The 13,337-nt window shown below is 69.5% G+C and carries 8 protein-coding genes, 2 tRNA genes and 1 pseudogene; 8 read left to right on the top strand and 3 right to left on the bottom strand.

Translation table 11 applies throughout. The features are described from left to right. Positions 1 to 243, top strand: a pseudogene (locus tag AB0I76_RS11275) (hypothetical protein); the annotation flags it as partial. Between the two features lie 6 nt (positions 244 to 249). Here the strand turns inward: AB0I76_RS11275 and AB0I76_RS11270 are convergent. Continuing rightward, positions 250 to 1,026: a hypothetical protein gene (locus AB0I76_RS11270; protein WP_357033340.1), complete on the bottom strand. Its 777-nt coding sequence runs from the start codon at positions 1,024 to 1,026 to the stop codon at positions 250 to 252. A gap of 323 nt (positions 1,027 to 1,349) precedes the next feature. Here AB0I76_RS11270 and AB0I76_RS11265 point away from each other — a divergent pair, with 323 nt between their 5' ends. Continuing rightward, entirely contained in the window at positions 1,350 to 2,867 is a 1,518-nt protein-coding gene (locus tag AB0I76_RS11265) for a peptide deformylase (RefSeq protein WP_357033337.1), read from the top strand. Between the two features lie 81 nt (positions 2,868 to 2,948). Here AB0I76_RS11265 and AB0I76_RS11260 read toward each other — a convergent pair whose 3' ends face one another. Continuing rightward, positions 2,949 to 4,067, bottom strand: a complete 1,119-nt coding sequence (locus tag AB0I76_RS11260; protein ID WP_357033334.1) for a globin domain-containing protein — start codon at positions 4,065 to 4,067, stop codon at positions 2,949 to 2,951. A 140-nt stretch (positions 4,068 to 4,207) separates the two neighbouring features. Here AB0I76_RS11260 and AB0I76_RS11255 point away from each other — a divergent pair, with 140 nt between their 5' ends. Continuing rightward, positions 4,208 to 4,978: a CPBP family intramembrane glutamic endopeptidase gene (locus tag AB0I76_RS11255; RefSeq protein WP_357033331.1), complete on the top strand. Its 771-nt coding sequence runs from the start codon at positions 4,208 to 4,210 to the stop codon at positions 4,976 to 4,978. A 52-nt stretch (positions 4,979 to 5,030) separates the two neighbouring features. Here the strand turns inward: AB0I76_RS11255 and AB0I76_RS11250 are convergent, their stop codons facing one another. Then, positions 5,031 to 6,407 (bottom strand): hypothetical protein, encoded by a 1,377-nt coding sequence (locus AB0I76_RS11250; protein ID WP_357033328.1) that lies wholly within the window; start codon positions 6,405 to 6,407, stop codon positions 5,031 to 5,033. A gap of 145 nt (positions 6,408 to 6,552) precedes the next feature. Between AB0I76_RS11250 and AB0I76_RS11245 the strand changes: the two genes are divergently transcribed. The 5 genes from AB0I76_RS11245 to AB0I76_RS11225 all read left to right on the top strand — a co-directional run bounded on the left by AB0I76_RS11245 (position 6,553) and on the right by AB0I76_RS11225 (position 13,254). Then, positions 6,553 to 6,643: transfer RNA gene (locus AB0I76_RS11245), tRNA-Ser, on the top strand. A 36-nt stretch (positions 6,644 to 6,679) separates the two neighbouring features. After that, positions 6,680 to 6,752 (top strand) — tRNA-Arg (locus AB0I76_RS11240). Between the two features lie 336 nt (positions 6,753 to 7,088). Beyond that, a complete protein-coding gene (locus AB0I76_RS11235; protein WP_357033325.1) occupies positions 7,089 to 8,660 on the top strand; it encodes a class I SAM-dependent DNA methyltransferase in 1,572 nt (523 codons plus the stop codon). Between the two features lie 23 nt (positions 8,661 to 8,683). After that, the gene (locus AB0I76_RS11230) at positions 8,684 to 9,793 is read left to right on the top strand and encodes a restriction endonuclease subunit S (RefSeq protein WP_357033322.1); all 1,110 of its coding nucleotides are present in this window, start codon (positions 8,684 to 8,686) and stop codon (positions 9,791 to 9,793) included. A 44-nt stretch (positions 9,794 to 9,837) separates the two neighbouring features. After that, entirely contained in the window at positions 9,838 to 13,254 is a 3,417-nt protein-coding gene (locus AB0I76_RS11225; RefSeq protein ID WP_357033319.1) for a DEAD/DEAH box helicase family protein, read from the top strand. Positions 13,255 to 13,337 lie beyond the last annotated feature (83 nt).

Raw genomic sequence — 13,337 nt, 5'->3', positions numbered from 1 at the left:
CCGCCGCGTCCGACCAGCGACTTCTTCACCGAGATCCGCCGTACGGGCGCGGTGCCGCCGATCACCCCGCAGTCCCGGGTCGACGCGGTCGCCGATCTCCGGTACTGGCGGGCCGGCGCGGTGGTGCTCGGCGTGCACCCGTACGCCGACGCGCTGCGCCGGGGCATGACGGAGCTGACCGGGATTCGCCCCCGGTACACCGGGGGCGTCTGGCTCTGGGACGTCCGCGCGCTCACCGACTGAGGGCGGCTAACGGACGCAGCAGCCCTGGCAGATCTTGGGGCTGGGGAGGGTGAACGCGAGGCAGCAGGTCCGTCGCTGCACCGTCGGTTCACCGGTCGGGCCCGGCACCAGCTCGACCAGGTCGGCCAGGTCGAGGGCACCGAGCAGCGTGTCGATGGTGTCGACCGAGGAGCCGGGCAGGCCGTCGGCGGCCCGCAGGATGCCGTGCGCGATGCCGGACGCCACCGAGCCGAGCAGCGTACGCGCGCCGATCCGTACCTCGGCCTGGATCGCGGCGATCATCGGGGCCAGGTGGGCGTCGAGCAGGGAGGCCCGGAGTGCGGCCAGCAGCTCAGCCTCGTCGGCGACGACCCGGACCTCGGGCAGGCCGGAGAGCGCGAGCGGGTCGTTCGGCAGCACCGCGACGGTGGTCGAGCGGCGCAGGCCCATGGTGAGCAGCTGACGGTGGTCCTCGAAGTGAATCAGGACGTCGACCGGGTCGAGCAGCGGCACCCGCCGCGCGGAGGCCCAGCCGAGCACGACCGGCAGTGCCGTCCAGTAGCTGTATGACTTCCAGGCCAGCGCCGCGCAGGCGTGCGGGGTGCCGCGCCAGCGGACGGCGGCCGCGCGGAGGAAGTCGGGCAGTCGGGTGCCGTCGACCAGCGTGGTGGCCGGGGACCAGCCGAACTCGTCGGTCACCACCAGGCCCGGCGCGAGGCCGGGCAGGACGTCGGTGCCGAACATGTGCCGCAGGGCGGCGGTCACGGGAGCCAGCGGTGCGGCGGCGACCTCGCGCCCCGGCATGACCGCTGTCACCTGACTCATCCCCCGTCCGAAGCGCCCCGTTACTGAGCTAAGGCTAGCCTAACCACAGCCTCCGCTCCAAGGGAAGCCTCACCTTGGTCGGATCGAGAGGTCCGGGTCACCCGGACCCCGGAAGCGCCATCCGCCCGGTGCGTCGGCGTACTACCCGCGAGGGGGACCCGGAAACGGCGGACGGCCGCGTATGGCCGGTGCAGTATCGACGGACTTCGTTGTCTTGTCAAGATTCGTGTCGACAACGTGCCAGATCCGTACACGAGCGGCGACGGAACGTGAAACTGATACTCCCGGCCACGAGGAAGCCGATGACGACCTCACCGCTCGATCGGGCCGCCGACTCCTTCGCGGCCGAACTCGCCCGTTACCGGACCGGACGAGGACTGTCCAAGAAACAACTGGCCAGCCTGATGGGCTTCGACCCGTCGTACGTCAGCCACGTCGAGGGGCGCCGGCACCGCCCCACCGAGGACTTCGCCCGCCGCGCCGAGGCCGTCCTGGAGGCCAGCGGCGCGATCTGGCAGCGCTTCCGGGAGTACGACGTACTGCGGCACGCCCGGACCGACAAGGCCCACCGCGACCTGCCCGCCCCCGGACAGTGGATGCCACCGGGCACCGGGCTCATCGTGGAACGGGAACACGCCGACCTCACCCACACCGACGACTCCTACCGCTGCGTGATCCGCCGGGAGCTGTACAACGCCGGCACCGAACCCGTCACCCGCTACCTGGTGCGTGTCGCCGTCGACCGCTACCCCAACGACCCGGGCCGCTCCAACCGGCACCACCGGGAGCACCCGCTCACCTTCGCCGAGCTGCAACTACAGGCGTACCGCATGGACGGCGACGAGCGGGACCCCATGCACTGGCGGGCCAAGCACGACCGCGACGCGTTCAAGGAGATCTGGCTGCTCTTCGAGAACGCCGACCGCCGCTTCGCGCTCTACCCCGGCGATCGCGCCACCATCGAGTACGCGTACACCGTCGGGCAGGACAAGTGGGGCCCCTGGTTCCAGCGGGCGGTCCGCGTACCGACGCGGAACCTCGCCGTACGCCTGGACCTGCCGGCGTCGCTCGACCCGCAGGTCTGGGGCGCGGAGACCTCGCTCTCGGCGGAGGAGGGCCCCCTGCGGACCCCGGTCGCCCGGCGGACCGAGGGCGACCGGGTGATCTTCGACTGGGCGACCGACGACCCGCCGCTGAACGCGCGGTACCGGATGCAGTGGCGGTTCCGGGGCCGCCCGGAGAACGAGCCGGAGGAGACCGACCGGGTCCGGCCCAGCGACCGCATGCGCGGCCTCGGCGTCCTCCAGCGCGGCGACGACCTGCTGCGCCAGCCCGCCCGGCCGTTCGACCTGCCGCACGAGGAGCAGGTCGCCCGGGACGTCGTGGACCGGCTCACCGCCGCCCTGCTGCGCCTCGACGAGCTGCACCCGTTCAGCAAGGGGGTGGGCATCGCCGCCCCGCAACTCGGCACCGGCCGGACCGCCGCCCTGGTCCGGCCCCCCGACCGGGGCGCCGAGCCGGTCGTCCTGCTCAACCCCCGGATCGTCGACGCCGCCTCCGACGTCGACGAGCAGTACGAGGGCTGCCTCTCGTTCTTCGACCACCGGGGCCTGGTGCCCCGGCCACTGCGCATCGACGTCGAGCACGCCCGGTACGACGGCGGGCGGATCATCACGTCGTTCGAGTACGGCATGGCCCGGCTCGTCGCGCACGAGATCGACCACCTGGAGGGGCGGCTCTACGTCGACCGGATGGCACCCGGCGTGCCCCTGGTGCCGGTCGAGGAGTACCGCGACACCGGCCACCCCTGGCGCTACTGACGCTTCCCGTTCGGGGGGACCGGGGTTGCGTGCCCCAGGGGGCAGGGGCACGCAACCCCGGACCGGGGGGGAGGAAGGTCTCTACAGTTCGCCGAAGGTGTCGTACCGCGTCCGCCCGGGCGGGACGTCGTCCTCGGCGAGCACCCGGAGGGTGGCCCGGACCATCCGGGCCGAGCCGGAGACGTAGCAGTCGTGCGTGGTCCACGGCCCGTACCGCGCCACCACGTCGGAGATGTCGCCCAGCTCGCCGTCGAAGTCCGGGTCGTCGCTGCACGCCGGTGTGACCGACAGCCACGGGTGCGCGGCGACCAGCGTCCGAAGCCCGTCCAGGCCGTACAGGTCCGCCTCGGTGCGGGCGCCGTAGAACACGTGCACCCACCGGGTCCGGTTGTAGCAGGCCAACTCCTCGACCAGGGCCTTCACCGGGGCCAGCCCCACGCCGCCGGCCACCAGCAGGATGTCCCGCTCGGAGGCGCGGTCGAGGGTCATCGACCCCATCGGCGCCGCCAGCCGCAACAGCTCGCCCGGCCGCACCCGGCGCACCAGCGCACCCGAAACCCACCCCGCGCCGGCCGGCGTACGGATGTGGAACTCCAGCACGTTGTCCTCGTTCGGGGCGTTCGCCACCGAGTAGGTCCGCCACACCCGCGGGTGGTGCCGGGGGACCTCGACGCTGACGTACTGGCCCGCCTTCCACGCCAGCGGATGCTGGAGGGCGCGTACGGTCAGCACCGCCGTGTCCGGGCCGTGCCGCTCGTGGGTCAGCACCTCCGCGTGCCAGAACGGCGGGTTGTCGTCGGCCGCCGCCCCGGCCAGCATCTTCTCCGAGATGGCCGCGTACGCGTCCCGCCACGCCTGGTCGTACTCCAGGTTCCAGCCGTCACCGGCGGTGCTGCGCAGCGCGTCCAACAGCGCGACGCCCATGGTCGCGTAGTGCGCGGCGTCCACGTGGTACTTCCGGTGGTCCCGGCCGAGCGCGCGAAGGAACTCGTCGAAGCTCTCCGGGTCCTCCACCGTGTGGACGGCGGTGATGATCGCTTCCAGCAGGCGGTCGCCCTGCCCGGTCATCTGCACCGGGAAGAGCTTGCGCAGGTCGGGGTCGAGCAGGAACAGCCGGGCGTAGAAGTGACCGGTCAGCCGTTCCCGGTCCTCCTCGACCAGGGTCCAGCTCTCCTTCAGCAACCGCGCGACGTCGTCCACGGACGCTCCTTCTCCTGAGGGCGGATCGGGCATCCATAGAATGTCCACGGAGCGTGTCGACCGGTCGCACAGAATGTGCGATCGGCTCACGAGGGTCATCGGCGGTGCCGCCGGCCACCCCCGTCGGGCACAGTGGTGCGGTGACCGTTCAGCTGGATCGCCCGGTGGCCCGCCGCACCCTGGGCACCGAGACGCTGCTGGTGCTCGGCCTCTCCCTGGGACAGTCGGCCGTCTACGCGCTGGTCTCGATCGTCGCCAAGCTCACCGCCGAGGGACCGCTGTCCGCGCAGACCGCCGCTCTGAACACCTCCCGGTCCGTCCGGCCGTACCTGGACCTCACGTACCAACTGCTCGGCATCGTCTTCGCGCTGCTGCCGGTGCTGCTCGCCGTACACCTGCTGGCGCGGGACCCCGGCGACCCTGCGCGGACCCTCGGCCTGGACGCCCGACGGCCCGGCCAGGACCTGGCCCGGGGTGCCGGCCTCGCCGCGCTGATCGGCCTGCCCGGCCTCGCGCTGTTCTGGGTGGCCGCCCAGCTCGGGGTCAACGCCAGCCTGGTGCCGGCGGCGCTACCCGACCTGTGGTGGACCGTCCCGGTGCTGATCCTCGCCGCCGTGCAGAACTCGGTGCTGGAGGAGGTGATCGTGGTCGGATACCTGGTCACCCGGCTGCGGCAGCTCCAGTGGCGGCTCGGCGCGATCATCGCCGCGAGCGCGCTGCTGCGCGGGTCCTACCACCTCTACCAGGGCTTCGGCGCCTTCGTCGGCAACGTGGTGATGGGCGTCGTGTTCACCTTCTTCTACCTGCGCACGAAGCGGGTGATGCCGCTGGTCGTCGCGCACACGCTGCTCGACGTCGCGGCCTTCGTCGGGTACGCCCTGCTGCCCCGCGAGTGGTTCGACTGGCTCTGACCGCCGCGCCGCCGGAGCCGCTCGGGTCCGGCGGCGTGCGGGCCGCGGCGGGTCAGCGTGTGCGGGTCGGTCGGTAGGCCGTGACGGCGCGGGCCGCCAGGCGCTCCGCCGCCGCCGCGTCGCCGGTCGCCGCCACCAGCACCGCCGCACCCGGCAGCAGTCGGGACGCCACCCGCAGCGCCAGCCAGCCACCGGCCTGCGCGGCGAGGGGCGTCGCCAGCCGCCAGGCCGCCTCCGCCACCCTGGCCCACGGTTCCGCACCCGGCGCGTCCAGGTCGCGAGCGGCGGCCAGGGCCGCCCGCGCGCTGAGCGCGTCCGGGTGGACCTGGGTCAGCACCAGCAGCTCCACCGCCCGGTCCGGATGACCGGGGTCCCGGCCGTACGCCGCCGCCACGTGCAGCACCAGGTTGGCCTGGGTCCACAGCACCGCCGCCAGTTCGGCCGCCGGCGCCAGCAGGCCCGCCACGGCCGCGACCGCGCCGCCCGCCCCGGCCTGCCGGACGAACCGCCGGGTGGCGAGGCGGGCCAGACCGTCGTCGCCCGCATCCGGGTACGCCGACCGCAGCCGAGCCGCCCACTCCCGCGCCCGCGGCCCGACCGCCTCGACGGCGGCCAGGGCCAGCAGCTCCGGGGCGAACCCCGGGTGGTCGAGCACCTTCCGGCCGACCCGCCCCAGCTCCGACCCGGGCGTACGCCCCGACGCCGGCTCGACGTCCGGTGACTCAATCGCGCTGGCTCTCGCGGCGGCCGTCCTCGCCGTCCGTGGCTCCGCCGGCGCGGCCGGTCCGCTCGCCGGCGTCGCCTTCGTCAGTGCGGCGGTCTTCGCGCGCGCAGCCCCCTTCCGTGGCCGGGTGCCCGTGCCGGAGGCGGGGGCCGGCCCGGTGGGGCTGGTGTCCTCCCCGGAGGTCGTCCCGTCCTCGGTGGTGTTGGGGGCGGATACGACCGGGCTCGTCTTCTTCGCCGGGGCCGCCTGCCGCGTGGGCGTCGCCCTCTTCCCGGGCGCCGCCTTCTTCGGGGCTGCCGCCCTCTTCGCTCCCGTCCGCGTGGTCGTCGCAGCCCCGGTGGCCTCCTCCGGTACCGCCGCCTCGGGCGGTTCGGCGGGGGTGGCGGCTGGGGTGTGCGGCAGATCACCGGCGACATCGGCGGTTCCACGAGCGGCGGCCGGTGCCTCCGGTTCGGCGGCGGGAGCGGGCGACTCCGGGGGGACCGGACGCGCCTTCTGGCGCGGGAGCACCTCGTCCACCTCCGGCGGCTGGAAGAGGACGACCGGTGCGGGCTTCGCCCGACGGGTCGGTCGTGTCCCGGTGTCCGGTTCGCCGGCGGGCTCGGGCGGTGCCGGTGGTGGAGTGAAGGTCGCCTTGGGGGAGCGTCGCCGCCCTCCCGCAGCAGGCTCTCGGCGGGTGGGCTCGCTGGGCGGCTGCTCCTGCATATCGATGGAGCGTAGCGGCGATCACGTTCCAGCACAGCGGTCGCCACGAGGCGTCCGTACCCCGGTCCAGCGGAGGCGGGAAGTCGTTTTGCTCCCGGTGGGTGGGGACCTGTATCCTCGGGCGCGGTGGTCTGCGGGCCACCGAGGAGACTTCGCCTAGTCTGGTCTATGGCGCCGCACTGCTAATGCGGTTGGGGTCTTAAAGCCCCTCCCGGGTTCGAATCCCGGAGTCTCCGCGCGAAAGCCGGGTGTGTAGACTGGCTGAGCACCGAGCGCCCGTAGCTCAATGGATAGAGCATCTGACTACGGATCAGAAGGTTAGGGGTTCGAGTCCCTTCGGGCGCACGCAGTGAGCAGGGAAAATGCCCTTCCGTCCATCGACGGGGGGGCATTTATCGCGCATCCATGGATGCACGCACCGCCGCTGACGCTGGTTGGCCGTAACGGAGAGTCGCCGGGCACAACCTCTGGTGATGGTTGACCGCGATCCCGCCGTCCAGGCCCGCCGCACGATTCCACTGCGACACCGACCGGCCCGGGCCGCTTGTCGCCGCAGACGCCCCCGAACCGGAGGTGCTGTTCGAACGCATCCTCGGCCGCGCGCTGCTGCCCCGGCATGCGGAGTCTTCGCCCCAACGCCCGATCCCGCCCGGCGGGGAGGCGGGACTAACCTAGGTCAACTTGGCAGTACGACGGGGTGGGGGCCGAAGCTACGTGATCACCGGTGAACTGAAGAGCAAGATCGACCGCGTCTGGGATGCCTTCTGGTCGGGTGGGATCTCGAACCCGTTGGAGGTGATCGAGCAGATCACCTACCTGCTCTTCATCAAGCGGCTGGACGACCTGCACACCCTTGAGGAGAACAAGGCGAACCGGCTGGGCAAGCCGATGGAGCGGCGGATCTTCCCGGAGGGCTGCGACGAGCAGGGGCGCAAGTACGACGACCTGCGCTGGTCGCACTTCAAGGGCGCCGCGCCGGCCGAGATGTTCGAGATCGTCGGCCAGCGGGTCTTCCCGTTCCTGCGGACGCTCGGCGGTGACGGCTCGACGTACTCGGACCACATGAAGGACGCGCGGTTCACCATCCCCAACGCCGCCCTCCTAGCCAAGGTCGTCGACATGATCGACGGCCTTCCGCTAACCGACCGGGACATCCGAGGCGACCTCTACGAGTACATGCTCAGCAAGATCGCAACGGCCGGGCACAACGGGCAGTTCCGCACGTCACGGCACGTCATCCAGCTCATGGTCGAGATGACGGCGCCGACGCCGACCGACGAGATCTGCGACCCGGCCTGCGGCACCGCGGGCTTCCTCGTCGAGGCCGGCGAGTACGTCCGCCGAACCCATCCGAACGCGCTCTTCGACGCGGTGCAGCGGAAGCACTTCCACGAGAGCATGTTCCACGGCTTCGACTTCGACAGCACCATGCTGCGAATCGGCAGCATGAACATGCTCCTGCACGGGGTGGATAAACCGGACATCCGTTACCGCGACTCGCTGGCCGAGAACGTCAGCAACGAGTCGGAGAAGTACTCGCTGATCCTGGCCAACCCGCCCTTCGCCGGCAGCCTCGACTACGAGAGCACGTCCAAGGACCTCCAGCGAGTCGTCAAGACCAAGAAGACCGAACTGCTCTTCCTCGCCCTCTTCCTCCGGCTACTCAAGCCCGGCGGCCGGGCGGCCGTCATCGTGCCGGACGGCGTGCTCTTCGGCTCAAGCACGGCCCACAAGGAACTGCGCCGCATGCTGGTCGAGGACCAGAAGCTCGACGGCGTGGTCAAGCTGCCCAGCGGCACCTTCAAGCCCTACTCCGGCGTCTCCACAGCGATTTTGCTTTTCACCAAGACCAACAGCGGCGGTACCGACAACGTCTGGTTCTACGACGTGACCGCCGACGGCTGGAGTCTCGATGACAAGCGGACCCCGCGGCTGGCAACCGAGAAGCTCGGGCCGATGCCGGACGTGGCGTTGGCCGAGGACGAGCACGCTAAGAACAACCTGCCCGACGCGCTTGCTCGCTGGTTCCGGCGCGACGGCGAGGAGTTGCAGCGGGCCCGGACCGAGCAGAGCTTCTGCGTACCCAAGGCCGACATCGTCGAGCAGGGCTACGACCTCAGCCTCAACCGGTACAAGGAGGTCGTCCACGAGGAGGCCGAGCACCGCTCGCCGCTCGACATCGTCGCCGACCTGGAGCGCTTGGAGGCTGAGATCCAGCAGGGCATGTCCAACCTGAAGGCGATGCTCCGGTGACCGCCTCGGGGAATTTTGGGGCTATGACGCCGCTCTACGAAATCTGCCATCCTAAGCAATGGCCTACTATCGCGAAGAGCGCCTTCACGGAATCGGGCTTTCCTGTCTACGGCGCGAATGGCAGGATTGGCTACTACAGCAGCTTCAACCACGAGAAGCGGACAGTCTTAATCACTTGCCGCGGCGCAACATGCGGAACAATCAATGTGTGCGAGCCAAATTCCTACGTTACGGGCAACGCCATGGCCCTCGACGACCTGGATGAATCACGCGTACACCTCGAATACCTAGTCCTTGCTCTGCGCCAAGCTGGCCTTCGAAAGGCCATCACGGGCTCGGCACAGCCACAAATTACTCGGCAGAGCCTAGCTTCGATTTCAGTTCCCCTGCCTCCGATTGAAGAACAGCGGAGGATTGCGGAGGTGCTGGATCGGGCGGACGAGCTGCGTGCCAAGCGCCGCGATTCCCGCGCCTTCCTCGACGACTTGACCCAGTCCATCTTCCTCGACATGTTCGGATCACCGGATGCGAACCCGATGGACTGGCCTCTGGTCACGCTCGACGACGTTCTAGCTATGCCACTCCGCAACGGACTGTCGCCTGCGACTCGCGGTCAGATCGAGGGACTCGTTCTTACTTTGTCGAGTATCACAGGACAGCGCTTTGACCCGACGGCGCGAAAGCGTGCCACCTTCCTCGCACCACCTCCTGCCGCGCAGACCGTGCATCCGTCGGATTTCCTGATCTGCAGGGGTAATGGAAACCTCAGCCTCGTAGGTCGTGCCTTCTTTCCTTACGAACCCATGGCTGACACAACCTTCCCGGACACGGTTATCGCCGCTCGCATTCAAACAACCAGGGTTCGGCCTGCCTTCCTGGAGCACGTCTGGCGCTCCGGTGCAGTTCGAAGGCAGATCGAAGCCGTTGCCCGCACGACCAACGGCACCTACAAGGTCAACCAGACGATGTTGGCAAGCGTCTCGTTCTTTGCTCCGCCCTTGAGTCTGCAGGACGACTTCGCCCGTCAGATCGCTGCTGTCGACGCGCTCCGACGGCGACATTCGGCGCACCTCGCTGAGCTGGATGCGCTGTTTGCGTCGTTGCAGGATCGGGCCTTCCGGGGGTTGCTCTGACGTGAGACGATCGAGGGCTGTCGACTATGGGGAGTTGGCGCTCGATGAGCAACTTCGCGTTCCTGCGGGCCGAGTGGCCCGGACTATTTGGCGAGGCCCTGCGGGCCGAGCGGCTGGCCGTCGCCGACCCGCGGGCCTCGTGCTTCTACGCCCGGCGGACGCTCGAACTCGCTCTCACCTGGCTATTCGAGGCCGACAGCACGCTTAGCAAGCCGTACAAGGACGACCTGTCGGCGATGATCCACGAGCCGTCGCTGCGCAACCTGGTGGGCAACAGCCTCCAGGCGAAGATGAACATCATCCGCAAGCAGGGCAACACGGCCGTTCACAAGGGCACGCCGGTGACGACGAAGGAGGCGGTGCCGGTCGTCCGCGAGCTGTTCCACGTCATGTACTGGATCGCCCGGCACTACACCCGTGACCAGGCGAAGGTCCCGGCGAGTGCCTTGGCCTTCAACCCGGATCTGATCCCCCGGCCGATCCCCTCGCAGGTCCGGCAGCAGACCCAGGCCGAGCTCAAGACGCTGGCTGACAAGCTCGCCGCCCAGGACGCGGCGCTGGCCGCCGAGCGCGAGAAGTCCGCCACCCTCGACGCCGAGGTGGCGAAGCTGCGCGCCGAGATCGCCGCCGCGAAGGCCGCCAACGAGGCCCGCCCCGACGACCACGACTACGACGAGGCGCAGACCCGCGACCTCTACATCGACCTCATGCTGGGGGAGGCCGGCTGGCGGCTGGACCGCCCGGAGGACCGCGAGTTCGAGGTCACCGGCATGCCCAACGCCACGGGCACCGGGTACGTCGATTACGTCCTGTGGGGTGACGACGGCAAGCCGCTCGCGGTGGTCGAGGCCAAGCGGACCCGCCGGGACGCGACCGTCGGCCAGCAGCAGGCCAAGCTGTATGCCGACTGCCTGGAGCAGCGGTACGGCCAGCGTCCGGTCATCTTCTACACCAACGGCTACGAGACCTGGCTCTGGGACGACACCGCCTATCCGCCGCGCCCGGTGCAGGGCTTCTACACGAAGGAAGAGCTCCAGCTTCTGATCCGGCGCCGCGACACCCGCAAGCCACTCGCGGACGTGCCGATCAAGCAGGAGATCGTCGAGCGGTACTACCAGCACCGGGCGATCCGGAACATCGGCGAGGCGTTCGAGACGCAGCGGCAGCGGCAGGCGCTCGTCGTGATGGCCACCGGCGCCGGCAAGACCCGTACCGTGATCGCCCTGGTCGACCTGCTGATGCGGGCCAACTGGGTCAAGCGGGTGCTGTTCCTCGCCGACCGCAACGCGCTGGTCAACCAGGCGGTCAACGCGTTCAAGGCGCACCTGCCCGACGCGGCGACGGTCAATCTGGTCACCGAGAAGAACACCGAGGGCCGGGTGTACGTCTCGACGTACCCGACGATGATGGGCCTGATCAACGAGACCGCGAGCGGCGAGCGGCGCTTCGGGCCTGGCTACTTCGACCTGGTCATCATCGACGAGGCGCACCGCTCGGTCTACCAGAAGTACCGGGCGATCTTCTCCTGGTTCGACAGCCTGCTGGTCGGGCTGACTGCGACCCCGCGCAACGAGATCGACCGCAACACCTACAGCCTGTTCAACCTCGAAGACGGCGTACCCACCGACCACTACGACCTCGACGACGCGGTCAACGAGGGCTTCCTCGTGCCGCCGCGGGCGGTCTCCGTACCGCTGAAGTTCCAGCGCGACGGCATCCGCTACGACGACCTCACCGAGGAGGAGAAGGACGACTGGGACGCCCTCGACTGGGGTGAGGACGGGCCGCCGGACAGCATCGACCCGGACGCGGTCAACAAGTGGCTGTTCAACGCCGACACCGTGGACAAGGTGCTGGAGACGTTGATGACCCACGGCCACCACGTCGCGGGCGGCGACCGGATCGGCAAGACCATCATCTTCGCCAAGAACAACGCCCACGCCGACTTCATCCAGAAGCGGTTCGACCTCGCGTACCCGATGCACCGCGGCCACCTGGCCCGCGTCATCACCCACAAGACCGAGTACGCCCAGAGCCTCATCGACGCCTTCTCGCAGAAGGAGAAGGACCCGCACATCGCGATCTCGGTGGACATGCTCGACACCGGCATCGACGTGCCCGAGGTCGTCAACCTGGTCTTCTTCAAGATCGTGCGGTCGAAGTCGAAGTTCTGGCAGATGATCGGCCGCGGCACCCGGCTCTGCATGGATCTCTACGGTCCCGGCCAGGACAAGCAGGACTTCTTCATCTTCGACTTCTGCCAGAACTTCGAGTTCTTCAACCACAACCCGAAGGCGGCGGAGGGCACGCTGGGTGAGTCGCTGACCGAGCGGCTGTTCAAGGCCCAGCTCGAACTGATCTACCGCCTCGACCAGCGCCTCCCCCCCGACGCCAGCGCGGAGGCAGAGGCCGACGGGACGCAGAGCGAGGCGGCGCTGCGCTGGGACCTCGCCCGCAACCTCCACCGCCGGGTGGAGAACATCCACCTCGACAACTTCGTTGTACGCCCCAAGCGGCGGCTGGTGGAGTACTACGTCGACTTCGAGCACTGGCATCGGCTCACCCCGGAGGCCGTGGACGAGATCGGCGGCAACCTCGCCGGCCTACCCACCGCCGTGAAGGACGAGGACGAGGCCGCCAAGCGGTTCGACCTGCTGGTGCTGCGCCTGCAGCTCGGCCAACTTGACGTGGAACCCGCCTACGACCGGCTGCGCCGGCAGGTGCAGGAGATCGCGTCGACGCTGCTGGAGCAGACGAGCATCCCGGCGGTCCGGGAGCAGCAGCAGCTCCTCGACGAGGTGGCCGGCGACGGGTGGTGGCAGGACGTCACCCTGCCGATGCTGGAGCTGATGCGCCGCCGCCTCCGCGGGCTGGTCAAGCTGATCGAGAGGTCGAAGCGGGCCATCGTCTACACCGACTTCACCGACGAGCTGGGCGAGATCTCCGTCATCACGCTGAACGACATCAAGATCGGCACGGACTTCGAGCGGTTCCGCGCGAAGGCCCGGGTGTACCTGCGCGCGCACGAGGACCACCTGGCGTTGCAGAAGCTGCGCCGCAACAAGCAGCTCTCCCCGACCGACCTCGATGAGCTGGAGCGGATGCTGGCGGCCAGCGGCGGCGGCACCGAGGACATCGACGAGGCCCGCCGGTCGGCTCACGGGCTCGGGCTGTTCATCCGCTCGCTGGTCGGCCTCGACCGGGAAGCGGCCACCGAAGCGTTCGGCGAGTTCCTCGCCGGCCGCACCCTGACCGCGAACCAGATCAACTTCGTCAACCTGATCGTCAGCCACCTGACCCAGAACGGCGTCATGGAGCCCGCACGGCTCTACGAATCCCCGTTCAGTGACATCGCCCCGCACGGGCCGGACTCGATCTTCCCGTCCGCCGACGTCGACCGCCTGATCACGATCCTCAACTCCGTCCGAGACACCGCCGCCCCTACGAGCGAGGTGGCTTAGCCAGCCGAAGAGATGAAGACGTGCGTGCCGAATTGAGTTCAAGGAAGGATCAATGCGGCCCGCAAGCGGGGCGCGCCTGCCCG

The sequence above is a fragment of the Micromonospora sp. NPDC049799 genome (assembly GCF_040656655.1).
Lineage (GTDB): Bacteria > Actinomycetota > Actinomycetes > Mycobacteriales > Micromonosporaceae > Micromonospora.
Note: the sequence above shows the minus strand (reverse complement) of the source record. Positions and strands in the feature narration are given on the sequence as shown.

Coding starts and splice junctions, on each gene's coding strand:
- AB0I76_RS11265 (WP_357033337.1), top strand. CDS start 1,350: ATGACGACCTCACCGCTCGATCGGGCCGCCGACTCCTTCGCGGCCGAA.
- AB0I76_RS11230 (WP_357033322.1), top strand. CDS start 8,684: ATGACGCCGCTCTACGAAATCTGCCATCCTAAGCAATGGCCTACTATC.
- AB0I76_RS11250 (WP_357033328.1), bottom strand. CDS start 6,407: ATGCAGGAGCAGCCGCCCAGCGAGCCCACCCGCCGAGAGCCTGCTGCG.
- AB0I76_RS11225 (WP_357033319.1), top strand. CDS start 9,838: ATGAGCAACTTCGCGTTCCTGCGGGCCGAGTGGCCCGGACTATTTGGC.
- AB0I76_RS11270 (WP_357033340.1), bottom strand. CDS start 1,026: ATGCCGGGGCGCGAGGTCGCCGCCGCACCGCTGGCTCCCGTGACCGCC.